The organism is Microbacterium sp. SL75 (assembly GCF_026625865.1).
Taxonomy (GTDB): Bacteria; Actinomycetota; Actinomycetes; order Actinomycetales; family Microbacteriaceae; genus Microbacterium.
The window spans coordinates 2,708,733-2,723,166 of sequence record NZ_CP113067.1; the positions used below are offsets into that span (position 1 = coordinate 2,708,733).

14 protein-coding genes are annotated in these 14,434 nt (G+C 71.3%); 6 read left to right on the forward strand and 8 right to left on the reverse strand.

The window, feature by feature from the left end:
* Nucleotides 1-512 precede the first annotated feature (512 nt).
* On the reverse strand, nt 513-1,433 hold the full coding sequence (gene dapD, locus OVA17_RS12745) for a 2,3,4,5-tetrahydropyridine-2,6-dicarboxylate N-succinyltransferase (RefSeq protein ID WP_267786920.1): 921 nt from the start codon (nt 1,431-1,433) through the stop codon (nt 513-515).
* Between the two features lie 42 nt (nt 1,434-1,475).
* Between dapD and dapE the strand changes: the two genes are divergently transcribed.
* The 3 genes from dapE (at nt 1,476) to OVA17_RS12760 (ending at nt 4,036) form a co-directional block, all read left to right on the forward strand.
* Nucleotides 1,476-2,552, forward strand: a complete 1,077-nt coding sequence (dapE, locus tag OVA17_RS12750; RefSeq protein WP_267786921.1) for a succinyl-diaminopimelate desuccinylase — start codon at nt 1,476-1,478, stop codon at nt 2,550-2,552.
* Complete coding sequence (locus OVA17_RS12755; RefSeq protein ID WP_267786923.1) at nt 2,549-3,772, forward strand: hypothetical protein; 1,224 nt, start codon at nt 2,549-2,551, stop codon at nt 3,770-3,772. Before dapE ends, OVA17_RS12755 begins: the two co-directional genes overlap by 4 nt.
* A gap of 93 nt (nt 3,773-3,865) precedes the next feature.
* Entirely contained in the window at nt 3,866-4,036 is a 171-nt protein-coding gene (locus OVA17_RS12760) for a DUF3117 domain-containing protein (RefSeq protein ID WP_074615842.1), read from the forward strand.
* A gap of 64 nt (nt 4,037-4,100) precedes the next feature.
* On the opposite strand, the gene OVA17_RS12765 is transcribed toward OVA17_RS12760, so the two are convergent.
* Nucleotides 4,101-4,736, reverse strand: coding sequence for an O-methyltransferase (locus tag OVA17_RS12765; protein ID WP_267786926.1), 636 nt, complete (start codon nt 4,734-4,736; stop codon nt 4,101-4,103).
* Nucleotides 4,737-4,808: 72 nt separating this feature from the next.
* Here OVA17_RS12765 and OVA17_RS12770 point away from each other — a divergent pair, with 72 nt between their 5' ends.
* The gene (locus OVA17_RS12770) at nt 4,809-5,180 is read left to right on the forward strand and encodes a Sec-independent protein translocase TatB (protein ID WP_210074387.1); all 372 of its coding nucleotides are present in this window, start codon (nt 4,809-4,811) and stop codon (nt 5,178-5,180) included.
* 254 nt (nt 5,181-5,434) lie between these two features.
* Here OVA17_RS12770 and OVA17_RS12775 read toward each other — a convergent pair whose 3' ends face one another.
* The 3 genes from OVA17_RS12775 to OVA17_RS12785 are packed head-to-tail and all read right to left on the reverse strand — an operon-like array spanning nt 5,435 to nt 8,426.
* Nucleotides 5,435-6,583 (reverse strand): Mrp/NBP35 family ATP-binding protein, encoded by a 1,149-nt coding sequence (locus OVA17_RS12775; protein WP_267786927.1) that lies wholly within the window; start codon nt 6,581-6,583, stop codon nt 5,435-5,437.
* Nucleotides 6,580-7,107, reverse strand: a complete 528-nt coding sequence (locus tag OVA17_RS12780) for a DUF1003 domain-containing protein (RefSeq protein WP_210074399.1) — start codon at nt 7,105-7,107, stop codon at nt 6,580-6,582. Before OVA17_RS12780 ends, OVA17_RS12775 begins: the two co-directional genes overlap by 4 nt.
* On the reverse strand, nt 7,107-8,426 hold the full coding sequence (locus tag OVA17_RS12785) for a magnesium transporter MgtE N-terminal domain-containing protein (RefSeq protein ID WP_210074401.1): 1,320 nt from the start codon (nt 8,424-8,426) through the stop codon (nt 7,107-7,109). The genes OVA17_RS12780 and OVA17_RS12785 overlap by 1 nt, the downstream gene beginning before the upstream one ends.
* 71 nt (nt 8,427-8,497) lie before the next feature.
* Between OVA17_RS12785 and OVA17_RS12790 the strand changes: the two genes are divergently transcribed.
* On the forward strand, nt 8,498-9,247 hold the full coding sequence (locus OVA17_RS12790) for a general stress protein (RefSeq protein WP_267786928.1): 750 nt from the start codon (nt 8,498-8,500) through the stop codon (nt 9,245-9,247).
* Nucleotides 9,244-9,912, forward strand: coding sequence for an alpha/beta family hydrolase (locus OVA17_RS12795; RefSeq protein WP_267786929.1), 669 nt, complete (start codon nt 9,244-9,246; stop codon nt 9,910-9,912). The genes OVA17_RS12790 and OVA17_RS12795 overlap by 4 nt, the downstream gene beginning before the upstream one ends.
* Nucleotides 9,913-9,917: 5 nt before the next feature.
* On the opposite strand, the gene OVA17_RS12800 is transcribed toward OVA17_RS12795, so the two are convergent.
* From OVA17_RS12800 to OVA17_RS12810, 3 genes are all read right to left on the reverse strand, one after another.
* Nucleotides 9,918-11,693, reverse strand: coding sequence for a gamma-glutamyltransferase family protein (locus OVA17_RS12800; protein WP_267786930.1), 1,776 nt, complete (start codon nt 11,691-11,693; stop codon nt 9,918-9,920).
* Nucleotides 11,690-13,153, reverse strand: a complete 1,464-nt coding sequence (locus tag OVA17_RS12805) for an aminopeptidase P family protein (protein ID WP_267786931.1) — start codon at nt 13,151-13,153, stop codon at nt 11,690-11,692. The genes OVA17_RS12800 and OVA17_RS12805 overlap by 4 nt, the downstream gene beginning before the upstream one ends.
* Nucleotides 13,154-13,320: 167 nt before the next feature.
* Nucleotides 13,321-14,352, reverse strand: a complete 1,032-nt coding sequence (locus OVA17_RS12810; RefSeq protein ID WP_210074409.1) for an endonuclease/exonuclease/phosphatase family protein — start codon at nt 14,350-14,352, stop codon at nt 13,321-13,323.
* Nucleotides 14,353-14,434 lie beyond the last annotated feature (82 nt).

Consider the following 14,434-nt stretch of genomic DNA (forward strand, 5'->3'; position numbering starts at 1 on the left):
CTTGGCGCGCGCAAACGCGAGGAGAGCGTGTTTGTGTGCGCGGGGAGCGTTTATGCGTGAGGGGCGGATGCCGTGGGCCGGGCGCGTCGCGCCCCGGGTGCAGCGCTGCGCGCGGTGGGCTCGTGTGGGTAGGGCGCTGCGCGCGGCGGGCACGTCGGTGGGTTCGGCTGCACGCATAAACGCTCTTGGCGCGCGTAAACGCGAGGAGAGCGTGTTTGTGCGCGCGGGGAGCGTTTATGCGTGAGGGGCGGATGCCGCGGGCCGGCCGCGTCGCGCCCCGGGTACAGCGTTGCGCGCGGTGGCCCCCCGGTGGGTTCGGCCGCGGCATAAACACTCTCACCGCGCGTAAACGCGCTGTGCTCGCGTTTCTGAGCGCGGATCGCGTTTATGCGCGGGGTGGGGAGGCAGCGGGACGTCGACGCAGCGCGACACCCCGCGGCGACGCAATGCCCGCACCGCCCCGGCCCGAGCGATCGCGCCTCAGGCGTGTCGCGCCTCAGGCGTGTCGCGCCTCAGGCGTGCAGCGCCTCGTTGAGGGTGACGCCGACACCCGCGCGGGCCGAGGCCTCGACGGTGCCGGTGAGCGAGTTGCGGCGGAACAGGATGCCGTCGCGGCCGGAAAGCTCCCCGGCCTTGATCGTCTCGTCACCGACCTTCACCTTCGTTCCGGCGGTGACGTACAGACCCGCCTCGACGACGCAGTCGTCGCCGAGCGAGATACCGATACCCGCGTTCGCGCCGAGCAGCGTGCGCGCTCCGATCGAGACGCGGTGGGTGCCGCCGCCCGACAGTGTGCCCATGATCGAGGCGCCGCCGCCGATGTCGGTGCCGTCACCGATGACGACGCCCTGCGACACGCGGCCCTCGATCATCGAGGAGCCGAGCGTGCCGGCGTTGAAGTTGACGAAGCCCTCGTGCATCACGGTCGTGCCGGGGGAGAGGTGCGCGCCCAGGCGCACACGCGAAGCGTCGGCGATGCGCACGCCCGCGGGGAGCACGTAGTCGGTGAGGCGCGGGAACTTGTCGAGACCCTGCAGCTCGATACCGTGACGCTTGAGCTGCGGCAGCAGCCGGGCCGCGTCGTCGGGGTGCACGGGGCCGGCGTTGGTCCAGGCGACGTTGGGAAGGTGGCCGAAGATCCCGTCGAGGTTGATCTCGTTGGGGCGCACGAGCAGGTGCGACAGCGCGTGCAGACGCAGGTAGGCATCGATCGTCGAGGCGGGGGCCTCGTCGGCGTCGATCGTGAGGGACACCGTCTCGACGACGACTCCGCGTCGCTCATCGGGGCCCGTGGAGGATGCGAGCGCCGCCTTCTCGGCATCCAGGTCGTTCGAGTCGCCCAGGACCGGCTTCGGGAACCAGGCATCGAGCACTGTCCCCCCGGTGGTTCGTGTCGAGAGGCCGGCAGCGCTGATGCGTCGTTCGTTGCTCACGGTCCCAGGGTAGTGGGGCACCGCCTGTGCGAAGATCGGGGCATGCTCGCGCTCGACCTCACCCAGTCCTCGGCCGCCCTCACCCGAGCGGTCTGCGACATCCACAGCGTCTCGGGAGATGAGACCCCTCTCGCGGATGCCATCGAGGCCGCCGTCTCCGCGTACGTCCATCTCGAGGTCATCCGCGATGGCGACACCATCGTCGCCCGCACCAATCTGGGGCGCGAGCGCCGGGTCGTGATCGCCGGGCATATCGACACCGTGCCGATCAACCGGAACCTCCCCGTCGAGGACCGCACGGTCGACGGGGTCGAGGTCATCTGGGGGCGCGGGACGGTCGACATGAAGGCCGGCGTCGCGGTGCAGCTCAAGCTCGCCGCCGAGCTCACCGAGCCCCCGGTCGACATCACGTGGATGTGGTACGACCACGAAGAGGTCGACTCCGCTCTGAACGGCCTCGGTCGGCTGTCGCGCAACCGCCCGGATCTGTTCGAGGGCGACTTCGCCATCCTCGGCGAGCCCAGCAACGGCGAGGTCGAGGGCGGCTGCAACGGAACGCTTCGCGCGATCGTGCGCACCGAGGGCGTACGCGCGCACAGCGCCCGCTCGTGGATCGGCGAGAACGCGATCCACAAGGCGGCGCCGATCCTCGCGCGCCTGGCCGAGTACCGAGCCCGCGAGATCGAGGTCGAGGGTCTCGTCTACCGCGAGGGCCTCAATGCCGTGAGCATCTCGGGCGGTGTCGCGGGCAACGTCATCCCCGACGCGTGCGCCGTCGAGGTCAACTACCGCTTCGCTCCGAGCCGCGACGCCGCGGCTGCGATCCGCGTCGTCACCGACGTGTTCACCGGCTTCGACGTCGAGATCGTCGACGTGGCCGAGGGCGCTCGCCCGGGCCTCGACGCGGCTCTCGCGAGAGACTTCGTGGATGCCGTGGGCGCGACGCCGAAACCCAAGTACGGCTGGACCGATGTGGCGCGGTTCTCGGCCCTCGGCATCCCGGCCGTCAACTACGGCCCCGGCGACCCGCATCTCGCGCACCACGACGAGGAGCGCGTGCCGCTCGCGCAGATCGACGCCGTCGAGCAAGGCCTGCGTGCCTGGTTGAGCGGGTCGTGACCACCGCGGCCACGACGCGCACGCGGGTCGCCTGGGGGGAGCGTCTGCCCCTGGCGGCGCGCATCGCGATCGTCTACATCGCTGCGCGCGTGGTCACGACGGGCTTCTTCCTTCTCGCGTCAGCGCTGTCGGGCCCGGGTTCGCGCTACGGCATCGCGCCCTCGCTCGAGAAGCTCGCCCTGGGGTGGGACGCGCAGTGGTACTGGCTCGCCGCGGTGTCGGGGTACCCGGTGGATCTGCCGATCGCCGCGGGCGGTCACGTCGCCGAGAACGCCTGGGCGTTCATGCCCCTGTATTCGTACCTCTCGGCCGGGCTGGGCTTCCTGCTCGGGTCGTGGGGCGCGGGGGCCATAACGATCTCGCTGGCCGCGGGCTACGGAGCCTGTCTCGTGCTGCACTCCCTGCTGCGCGAGCGCATCGGCGCGTCGGCTGCGATGTGGGCCGTGGTCTTCTTCGCGTGCGGGCCGCTGGCAGCCCTGTTCCAGGTGGGGTACGCCGAGGCGTTGTTCCTCTTCTTACTCTTCCTCGCTATCCGGTGTGTTCAGCGGCGGCAATGGACCTGGCTCTACCTGCTCGTTCCCGCGATGGGTTTCACACGCCCCGGCATCCTCGCTTTCGCCCTGTTCCTCGGGCTCTACGGCATCCATCGCTTCCTCCATCGTCGGACGGATCCGCTGCCGACGCGCGATATCGCGCACCTCGTGGCCCTGGGCGGACTCTCGGTCGTCGTGGGCTTCGCGTGGCAGGCGATCGCGGGCTTCGTCACCGGCGACCCCGGCGCGTATCTCGCCACCGAGCTCGCGTGGCGACGCAACTGGCTCGGCGATTCGAGCGGCGGGTTCCTCCCCGTCGACGGGTTCGTGCAGGCCGCGGGATTCTGGTTCGCCCGCTGGGGGCTGGGCGCGGCGACGGGATACGTTTTCCTGGCAGTGCTCGTGCTGGCCGTGGCCGCGCTGTTGCTGTTCTCCCCGCAGGTGAAGCGCCTCGGCATCGAGGTGCGACTGTGGTCGGCGAGCTACCTGGTCTACCTGCTGCTGGTGTTCTTCCCGCAGTCGAGCATCTTCCGGTTGCTGGTGCCGATCTCGCCGTTGTGGGGGGCTCTCGCGGTGCCGCAATCACGCCGATGGCGGATCGGCGTCCTCGCTCTCGCTCTGCTCGGACAGTGGTGGTGGATCTACAACATGTACGCCCTCGCGAACGCGTACTGGCAGATTCCCTGATCCCCGTTCACGTCCGTCGACCACGCGGTACGACCCGCCGCGCAGGATACCGGTAAACTTCTCAGGCAGACCAACGACGAAAAGGGGGCCGCGATGGCAGCCATGAAGCCGCGTACCGGCGACGGACCGATGGAGGCCGTGAAGGAGGGCCGGTTGATCATCGTGCGCGTGCCGCTCGAGGGTGGCGGGCGACTCGTCGTCTCGGTGAACGACGCCGAGGCGAAGGAACTCTACGACGTGCTCGGTGGTGTCGTCACCGCCTGACGACCATCGACGCAGAAAAGGCCGGTCCCTTCGGGGGCCGGCCTTCTTCGTGCGTTCGGAAGACTCAGACCTCGGTCGGCCGCGTCGTGAGCTGCAGCAGCCCTTCGCCGGTGGTCGACAGTGCGCCGATGACGGCGGGGGAGGACTGCACCTCCTGGATGAGCGAACGGTAGGCCGTGGTCACCGGACCGCGGCGCACCGGGTCGGCCGCACCGTGCGCGAGGACACGGGGGATGAGCACCGTTCCGCCGGCGCGCACGAGGCGCAGACCGTGCTCGACGTACTCGATGACGCCCTCGGGGTCGGCGTCGATGAAGACGATGTCGTACGACGCCTCGTTCATGCGCGGCAGGACGTCGGAGGCCCGACCGGTGATGAACCGGGCGCGCGCGGCGGGTACGCGGGCGTCGATGAACGCGGAGCGGGCGGCCCCGAGGTGCTCCGGCTCGCTGTCGATCGTCGTGATCGTCGCACGGGGCGAGCCGTGCAGCAGCCACAGGCCCGAAACTCCGCCTCCGGTGCCGACCTCGACGATGTTGAGAGCACGGGATGCCGCCGAGATCACGGCCGCCTGGGCTCCGACCGCGGGGCTGATCGGCGCCGCTCCGAGCTCGAGCGCGTGCGCCCGGGCGCGAGCGATGTGCTCGGGCTCGACCGTCGACTCCTGCACGAACCGTTCGTTCGCCTCATGACCGCTCACGTGGACCTCCTCAGATCAGGCTAGACGGCCGATGGTCGCTCGCCCCCTAGGCGAGGCCGGTAATCTGGTCCCATGTTCTTCGGCCTCACGATCGAGAAGCTGATGCTGATCGGCGTGATCGCAGCGGTCCTCGTCGGCCCCGAGCGCCTCCCGCGCTACGCGGAGGCGTTGGCCAAGTTCACCAAGCGTGCGAAAGAGACGCTTCAGGGTGCGCGCACGCGGATGCGCGACGAGATGGGCCCGGAGTTCGACGACGTCGACTGGAAGAAGCTCGACCCGCGTCAGTACGACCCGCGCCGCATCATCCGCGAGGCGCTGCTCGACGACACCCCGACGGCGACCATGCGTGCCGCGGGCGCCGCCGCTCTCGCAGCGCGCGAGAAACCGGCATCCACCCCCTTCGTGGCGGGCGAGCTCCCGCCGTTCGACGACGAGGCGACCTGACGCGGATTCCGGCGGCTGCCCCGGGCGGAGGTCCCTGAGGCTGTCGAAGAGGCCGGAACTGGTCGGGGCGGCGTCAGACCGCGTGTCACCAGAACAGGGGATGTCACCGGAACAGGCCGATCCGCCACGAATGGCCCTGTTCTCGTGGCGTCGCCCTGTTCTCGTGGCGGGAGCGGCTCGCCGTGGCGGCGCGGCGGAGAGTGCGATCCGGATGCCGTGGCCCGGGGTCGCACCGTGACGGGTGGCGGCGAGGGTCAGACGTTCAGGCGGAGCGCTTTGCCCGCGAGACCCCGCGGGCGCACGGCCAATGCCGAGGCGGCGGCGTCGATCGCGCGAGCGGCAGGGTCGTCGGGCTGCGACAGGACCACGGGTCGTCCGTCGTCACCGCCGGCGCGGAGCGCGGGGCTGAGCGGCACGGATGCCAGCAGTGGCACGCGCACGTCGTCGCTCGACAGGGCGCGTGCCACCTCCTCGCCGCCGCCCGCGCCGAACAGGTCGAGCACGGTGCCGTCGGGGAGGGTCATGGCCGCCATGTTCTCGATCACCCCGATCGGATGCTGGCCGGTCTGGCGTGCGACGAGCCCCGAGCGGACGGCCACCTCGGCGGCCGCCGCCTGCGGGGTCGTGACGACCAGCACATCGGCATGGGGGAGCAGCTGCCCCACCGAGATCGCGACGTCGCCCGTGCCCGGAGGCATGTCGAGCAGCAGCACGTCGAGGTCGCCGAAGAACACGTCGGTGAGGAACTGCTGAACGGTGCGGTGCAGCATCGGTCCGCGCCAAGCGACGGCTCCCGCGGCGTCCTCTCCGGGTCGCCGCAGGAACATGCCGATCGAGATGACCTTCACCCCGTACGCCACGGGTGGCAGGATCAGGTCGTCGAGCTTGGTGGGGGCCGGCGGCAGGCCGTCGTCGTCGACGAGGCCGAGAAGGCCCGGGATCGAGAATCCGTGCACGTCCGCGTCGATCAGCCCGACGCGAAGCCCCTTCGCCGCGAGCGCCACGGCGAGGTTCGCGGTGATGGTCGACTTGCCCACTCCGCCCTTACCGCTCGTGACGGCGATCACGCGCGTGAGCGAGTCCGGGCCGAAAGGCATCTCGCGCTTCGCGCGCCCACCGCGCAGCTTCTCGGTGAGGGCCTTGCGCTCGTCGGGCGACATCACCCCGACCCGCACGTCGACCGCGTCGATGCCGGCGACCGAGGCCGCGGCATCCCGGACGTCTCTTTCGATGCGATCCGCGGCGGGGCAGCCGACGATCGTCAGGGCGATGCCCACCTCGGCGGACGCACCCGAGACCGTGATCTCGCGCACCATGTCGAGCTCGCCGAGCGGCCGTCGTAGTTCCGGATCGGTGACGGCGGCGACCGCTCGGCGAACGCTCTCGGCGAGGGCGTCGGTCACGAGGCGGGCCGAGGAGCGTCGTCGTGGTCGTCGAGGCGCTCGAGCGCCGCTTTCAGTTCGGCGCGCAGCGTGTCCTTCGTGATGACCTCGTCGGTCAGGTCGCGCACGGCCATGCGCAGCGCCACGATCTCGCGGGCGAGGTACTCGGTGTCGGCGAGGTTTCGCTCGGCACGCTGACGGTCCTGCTCGATCTGCACGCGGTCGCGGTCGTCCTGTCGGTTCTGCGCGAGCAGGATCAGGGGAGCGGCGTACGAGGCCTGGAGCGAGAGCACGAGCGTCAGCGCGGTGAAGCCGATCGCTGCGGAGTCGAAACGCAACTCGTCGGGCGCGATCGAGTTCCAGCCCATCCACACCACGCAGAACAGCGTCAGCGACAGCAGGAAGGTGGGCGTCCCCATCGCGCGGGCGACCCACTCGGTGAACCGTCCGAAGCGGTCGCGCGAGGGCTGCGGAGCGCGCGGGGCCAGGACGCCGGTGCGGCCGCGCGGGGCGTCGAGAGCGGGCTTGCGGTTGTTGCGTGCCATCAGCGCCTCCTCGGGGTCTGCGGGGTGATCTGGGGGATGCTCGCGGTCGCGGTGGACCTCGTGGTCGTCCGGGGTCTCGGATCGTCGCTGTCGTGCGTGCGCCAGTCGTCGGGCAGCAGGTAGTCGAGCACGTCGTCGACGCTCACGCAGCCGACGAGGCGGTGCGCCTGATCGACCACGGGCAGCGACACGAGGTTGTAGCTCGCGAGCAGACGGGCGACCTCGGCCGCGGTGGCGTCTGCGGTGACCGGCTCGAGCGTGTCGTCGATAATCGCGCCCAGGCGCTCGTGCGGCGGGTAACGCAGCATGCGCTGGAAGTGGACCGTGCCGAGCAGACGCCCGGTGGGCGTCTCGTACGGGGGCAGGGTGATGAAGACGGATGCCGCGAGGGCGGGGTGCAGCTCGTGCCGCCGGATGAGGGCCAGGGCCTCGGCCACCGTCGCGTCGGCCGAGAGCACGATGGGCTCCGGCGTCATGAGACCACCCGCGGTGTCGGGGCCGTATTGCAGGAGGGCGCGGACGTCGTCGGCCTCTTCCGGCTCCATGAGGTCGAGCAGCTGCTCGGAGCGCGACTCGGGGAGCTGACCGAGAAGGTCGGCCGCGTCGTCGGGCTCCATGGCATCGAGGATGTCGGCGGCGCGTTCGTCCCCGAGCTGCTCGAGGATGTGCACCTGCTCGTCCTCGGGCATCTCCTCGAGGGCGTCGGCCAGGCGGTCGTCGCTCAGCTCTTCGGCGACCTCGATGAGGCGCTCCTCGGGAAGATCGAGCAGCGTGTTGGCGAGGTCGGCCGGCTTGAGCTCGGAATAGGTCGCAACCAGCTGCTCGGCGGACTGCGCCTCGCCGGGCGTCTGGTTCTCGCGCACCTCGCCCCACGCGGCGAAGGTCGTCGCGCCCTTGGCGAAGGGCGACGCGCTCGTGCGCGGGCGGCGGAGGAACAGCTGCCCCACATCCCACTCGCCCAGGCGGTTGCGCTCGATCGCGACGTCCTCGATCACGGCGGTGCCGGAACCGTCGACGAGGCGCACGCGACGGCCGAGCATCTCCGCCATGACACGCACCTCGCCCCCGCGCTGTTGGAAGCGGCGCACGTTGATCAGGCCGGTCGTGATGACCTGACCGGCCTGTATGGAGGTGACGCGCCCGATGGACACGAACACATGTCGCCGTCCGGGAATCTCGACGACGAGCCCCACGACGCGCGGCGCGGCGGACGCGCGGTAGATCACCACGACGTCGCGCACCTTACCCAGACGGTCTCCCGCCGGGTCGAACACCGTGCAGCCCGCCAAGCGGGCGACGAATACCCTTTGCGTGCTCACTGGACCAGCGTAGTCCGCACCTCCTATGCAACACCGGTGGAACGGTCAGGCGCGCGTGACAGGATGGTGAAATGAGTATGTTCGCGCAGCGTCCGGGTGCCGGCCGCGACGAGGTCGGCGAGAAGATCGCCTCGTTCCCGACCTACGAGCAGGCGCAGAAGGCCGTGTCCTCTCTCATCGCCGGAGAAGTACCCGCTCGCGACATCGCGATCGTCGGCTCGGGTCTGCGTTCCATCGAGCGCATCACCGGCAAGCTCGGCTACGCCACGGCGGCCCGCTCGGGAGCGCTGAACGGCCTCATGCTCGGCCTGCTGTTCGCTTTCATCTTTGTGCTCGGGATGCCGACCGTGCAGATCTCCGCCTTCGTCGGCGTTCTGCTGGTCGGTATGGCGCTCGGCATGATCCTCAGCATCGGCACGTATTCGATCGTGCGCCGACGTCGGGACTTCGCCTCGGTCATGCAGGTCACCGCCGACCACTACGACGTGTGCGTCGCGGCCCCGAGCGTCCACAAGGCCCGCGGGATCGTCGGCCCCTCGGGTGCCGGCACCGGTCGCAGCGTTGCCTCGCGCCCGGCGGCGCCCGACACCTCCCCGCCGCAGTACGGCGAGCGCGTTGCCCCGGGCACGGCCGCGCCGGTCGCCCCTCCGCGTCCGCCCGCGCCGACTCAGGCCCCCGCCCCGCGCGACGACGAGCCGCCGCGGTTCGGCGAGCGGATCGCGCCGCCGGCTGAGCGCCCCGCGGACGACCAGCGAGACGCCGAGCGTCCCGCCGACGCTCGCGACGGCTCCGACGAGCACCCCGCCCCCACCGAGCGGTGAGCGCCGAGCCCGTCCGCATCGCCGTCGCGCTGCCGACGGGCGACACCGAGGTGTCGGGGCTGTGGTCCGCTGCCCCCGACTCCTCGGCGACCGTCGCTTTGGCGCACGGGGCGGGCGCCGGCATGGAACACCCGTTCTTGACGGGTCTCTCCGATGCGCTGGTGACCGAGGGGGTCTCGGTCCTGCGATTCGTGTTCCCCTACGTCGAGGCGGGCCGGCGTATGCCCGGACCCGCCGCGCACGCCCTCGCCACCTGGGTCGGCGTGCAGGCCTGGCTCGCTTCAGCCGAGCCCGGACCCTTCACCGCCGCGGGTAAGTCGTACGGCGGGCGCATGGCATCCGTCGCCGCCGCCGAGGGTGTGATCTCTCCCGCGGGCCTGGCGTACCTGGGCTATCCGCTGCATCCGCCGGGGCGACCCGAGAAGCCGCGCCGCGAGCACCTCCCGCGCATCACGGTGCCCCAGCTCTTCGTCGAGGGCGAGAACGACCCGTTCATCGATCCGCGGGAGCAGTTCGAAGAGGTGGTCGCGTCGTGCCAGGACGCCCGCGTGCACTGGGTCGCCGGCGGCAATCACTCCTTCGAAGTCAAAGGCGCGCGCCGCCCGGCCGACGAGATCGGCGCCGGGCTGGCGAGCGTCGTCGCCGGGTTCGCGCGGGGGGTTTAGCCGCGTCAGCGACCGGCGGCGTACCCCTGCGCACCGCGCGGGTTCGCGGCTGCCCACAGCAGTCCGTCGGTGTCGCGACCGACCGCGCTGACGCGCCCGAGAGCCCAGTCCCCGGCCCGGCGCACGCGGTGTCCGCGCCGCTCGAGGCCGGCGATCAGGTCTTCGCCCAGGCGATCTTCTACCACCGCTCCCGCCGGCGACCACGTGCGCGGCCAGAACGAGTCGACGAGCGCCGTGGTGTGCAGGGTCGGGGCATCGATCGCCTGTTGCGGGGAGTAGCCGCCGACGAGCAGGCGCAGCAGCACGGGGAGCTGCCACTGGTCTTGCTGGTCGCCGCCGGGGGAGCCGAGCGCGACGACCTCGTCGCCGCGCGTCAGCAACGTCGGGGTGAGGGTGGTCCGCGGGCGGCGACCGGGAACGAGGGATGCCGGGTGCCCGGGCTCCAGCACCACCATCTGCAGTCGCGTGCCCAGGCAGAACCCGAGTTCGGGGACGGTGGGGGAGGACTGCAGCCAGCCGCCGGACGGGGTGGCCGAGATCGCGTTGCCCCAGCGATCGATCACGTCGAGGTGGCAGGTGTCCCCTCGGGTCTGGCCCGAGCGATCGACCGTCGGTTCCCCCGTGGACCCGGACGCGACCCGCTGCGTCGTGCGCAGCGGAGGCAGGACCGGCTCGCGACCATCGGGGGAGCCGGGGCGAAGTTCGGCGGAGGCATCCGGCCCGAGGAGGGCGCGCCGTGTCGCGACGTACTCGTCGCTCAGCAGGGCGGCGGCCTCTGCGGCTTCGTCGGTGTCGCCGAACCACGCATCGCGATCGGCATAGGCGAGCTTCTGCGCCTCGAGCAGCAGGTGCGCCCCCTCCACCGAGCCGGGATCCACGTCGTCCGCGTCCTCGATCAGACGGAGCGTGTGGAGCAGAGCTGGTCCCTGCGACCAGGCGCCCGCCTTGAACACGTCCCATCCGCGGAACGACACCGACACGGCGGTTTCGAACGACGCGCGCCACGACGCGAGGTCTGCGGTCGTCAGGATGCCGGGATGATCGCCGCCATCGGCGTGCCGGTGCGGCTCGTGCAGGAACGTCGCCGCCCGGGGGAGCACCTCGCTCATCCAGCGCTCGCGCGCGGCGTCGATACGCGACTCCCGGTCGGCGGCGTCATGGCCCGCGGCCACGAGCGAGTCGAGCACATCGGCCCACGCCGTATTGCGGACCAGCGTGTCGGGTGCGGGCGGCTCGCCGGTCGGCATCCACTGGTCTTTCGACGAAGACCAATGGTCGCGGAACAGGTCGGCGACGCGGCCGATCGTGGCGGCGGCTCCCGCGACTAGCGGGTGTCCGTCGCGCGCGTAGCCCGTGGCGAAGGAGAGGACGTCGGCGAGCTCCCACGTGCCGTGATCGCGCAGCAGCAGCAACCACGCGTCGACGCCGCCGGGCACTGTCGCCGCGAGGCCGCCCGAGCCCGGGACCAGGTCGAGCCCGCGTCCGAGGAAGTGCTCGATGGTGGCGGCGGCCGGTGCCGGGCCCTGACCCATGAGAACGACGGGCTCAGCCGCTCCGGCCGGTCGCACGAGGGCGACCAGGTCACCCCCGGGGCCGTTCAGGTGCGGCTCGACGAGGTGCAGCACGAAGCCGGCCGCGACGGCGGCGTCGAACGCGTTTCCTCCGCGCTCGAGCACCGCCTGCGCGGTGGCCGTCGCCGTCCAATGCGTCGACGCCGACATCCCGAAGGTGCCTCGCAGCGTCGGCCGGGTGGTGAACGATGCCGGCGGCGTGAACGTCATCGCGACAGCCGGGCGATCCACTCCTCGACCTCGTCGGCCGTGCGGGGGATGCCTGCCGACAGGTTCACCGGACCGTCTGCCGTCATGACGATGTCGTCCTCGATGCGCGCGCCGATGCCGCGGTACTCCTCGGGGACGGTGAGGTCGTCGATCTGGAAGTACAGGCCGGGCTCGATCGTGAACGCCATGCCGGGCTCGAGCAGACCGTCGTAGTACATGTCGCGACGGGCCTGGGCGCAGTCGTGGACGTCGATTCCGAGGTGGTGGCTCGTGCCGTGCACCATGTAGCGACGGTGCTGGCCGCCCTTGTCGGCGTCGAGGGCCTCCTCGGCCGTGACGGGAAGCAGGCCCCACTCGGCGACGCGCGCGGCGATGACCTCCATCGCGGCCTCGTGCAGGCGCCGGAACGGTACGCCGACCTTCGCGGCGGCGAAGGAGGCGTCTGCGGCCTCGCGGACCGTCTCGTAGATGCGGCGCTGGATGTCGGTGAAGGTGCCCGAGACCGGCAGCGTGCGGGTGATGTCCGCGGTGTAGAGGCTGTCGACCTCGACGCCGGCGTCGACGAGGATCAGATCTCCGGGCTTGACCGCGCCGTCGTTGCGCGTCCAGTGCAGGTAACAGGCGTGCGGGCCCGAGGCGGCGATGGTGTCGTAGCCGACGCTGTTGCCGTCGGAGCGGGCGCGCTGGTGGAACACGCCCTCGACCAGACGCTCGCCGCGCGGGTGCGCGATGATGCGGGGGAGCTCGGCGACGATGTCGTCGAACCCGCGGCCGGTCACCTCGACGGCCAGGGCCAGCTCGGCGAGCTCGTACTCGTCCTTCACCAGGCGCAGCTCCGAGACGAACCGGGTGACCTCGTCGTCGTCGCCGACCGTGCGGTCGTTCTCGCCGACCTGGAAGTCCTCGAGGTGCGCGGTGGCCAGGTCCAGATCGGCGGCGACGCCGTCGAGGGCGGGGCGGGGGCCGATCCAGAACTCGCCGACCGTGGCATCCGAGTAGAACTCCGCCGTGGTGCGGTCGGCACGCTCGCGGAAGTACAGCACGGCCTCGTGACCGTCGTCACGCGGTTCGAAGACGAGGACGGCGTCGGGCTCGGCGTCGCTGCCCCAGCCGGTGAGGTGTGCGAAGGCGGAGTGCGCGCGGAAGGGGTAGTCGGTGTCGTTGCTGCGCTGCTTCAGCCCACCGGCGGGTACGACGACGCGCTGGCCGAGAAAGGCCTCCGATACGCGGGCTCGGCGACGTGCAGCCCAGGCGGCCTGCTCGCGCGGCTCGGGGAGCGCGGCGGGGTGCTCGGCCCACCCGGTCGAGATCGTGTCGAGGAATCCGCGCGGGAACGGGGCCTTGCGGTTGCTGGGGGCGTCGAGCTCGACGTCCGCGGACTGCGGTTCGGCAGTCTGCGATTCGGGGATCTGAGGCTCGGCGGTCGTCGCGGTCGTGTCGCTGGTGGAGGGGGCGTCCATCGTTCCAGTCTCGCACCGTCGGGCGTCGCGTGCACGACGCCGATCGGCGCGCGCGGCCGGGTGCGCCGTGGCGGGGGTTTCGTCCTGCGCCGAACCGGGGCGTCCCGCCCGCGCCGGTGCCGTGGAGTCGGCATCCGGTCGAGGAGGGACGTGCGTCGCGGGCGCGGTCAGCCGCCCGTGCGCTCGAGCTGCACGACGATCGGGCGGTGGTCGCTGCCCGAGCCGTCGAGCGTGCGCATGACGACCGACGCCGAGACCGTCCAGTCGGGTGTGGCCATGACGTGATCGATCGGCGCGCCCAGCAGGGCGGGAGCGCTCGTCGGCCACGTGCCCACACCGCCGTTGCCGCTCTCGGACGCGGCGTCGTGGCAGCGGCCCAGGGTGCCACCGTCGACGCCCATCCCGGTCATGTGATCGAGGGTCGCGTTGAAGTCGCCCGCGAGGATCACGTTGTCGGTCGCGCACTGGTCGGCCAGCCACTGCAGGTCGCTGCGCCACTGCGTCATGTACTCCTGTCGCGGCGCGACGGCGTGGGCGGCCACGATGATCGGGCCATCTCCCGAGACGGGCATGGCCACGGCGCTCGGGACGGTCGAGGTGTTGCTCGATCCGTCGAGCGAGGACTGGATGACGGAGTACTCGCCCAGCTCGGGCTTGATGAGGACGGTGGTGGAGGTGGCATCCCATCCGGTGATGCCGTACTCGCCGTACTCGGCGTGGTGCGCCCACATCGGCTGGCCCATGTCGCGCATGAGCTCGGCGACCTCAGCCCCCGTCTCGATCGTGGTCTCGGGGAGGGTCACGACGTCGGCCTGCATACCCACCGCGAACTGCGCGATCGACTCGGCCGAGGTGGCCGAACCGGCGGTGTTCCACGTCATGATGCGCAGGCTCGACGCCGTCTTGGCCGGCATCTCCTCCGATCCCAGGCCGCGCTGCGAGAGCAGTGAGACGTTGACACCGCCCGCGAGAGCGAAGACGACCGCGAGGACGAAGGCGAGGGCCCGGATCGGGCGGATCAGCGCGAACAGCAGCATGAGCAGCGTTGCGGCGATGAAGGCGGCCGCCAGCGGCGCACGGAACGAGATGACCTGCGCCAGGGGGAAGGTGCGCTCGGCCCCGAACGCCGAGGGCCACGTGAGCACCGCGGCACCCGCCGCGAAAGCGAGCGCGACCAGGAGACCGACCAGACGACGCACGCACCCGACCATAGGGGAGCCGTCTGAGAGATCCACGGATGCCGGTTGAGCGCGACCTCCGCGAATACGGGGCGCTACGCTC

Excerpts from the sequence above, each read along its gene's own strand:
- OVA17_RS12770 (WP_210074387.1), top strand. The coding sequence starts at position 4,809 with ATGTTCTTCGGCCTCACGATCGAGAAGCTGATGCTGATCGGCGTGATC.
- OVA17_RS12760 (WP_074615842.1), top strand. The coding sequence starts at position 3,866 with ATGGCAGCCATGAAGCCGCGTACCGGCGACGGACCGATGGAGGCCGTG.
- OVA17_RS12805 (WP_267786931.1), bottom strand. The coding sequence starts at position 13,153 with ATGGACGCCCCCTCCACCAGCGACACGACCGCGACGACCGCCGAGCCT.
- dapE (WP_267786921.1), top strand. The coding sequence starts at position 1,476 with ATGCTCGCGCTCGACCTCACCCAGTCCTCGGCCGCCCTCACCCGAGCG.
- OVA17_RS12790 (WP_267786928.1), top strand. The coding sequence starts at position 8,498 with ATGAGTATGTTCGCGCAGCGTCCGGGTGCCGGCCGCGACGAGGTCGGC.
- OVA17_RS12780 (WP_210074399.1), bottom strand. The coding sequence starts at position 7,107 with ATGGCACGCAACAACCGCAAGCCCGCTCTCGACGCCCCGCGCGGCCGC.
- OVA17_RS12800 (WP_267786930.1), bottom strand. The coding sequence starts at position 11,693 with ATGACGTTCACGCCGCCGGCATCGTTCACCACCCGGCCGACGCTGCGA.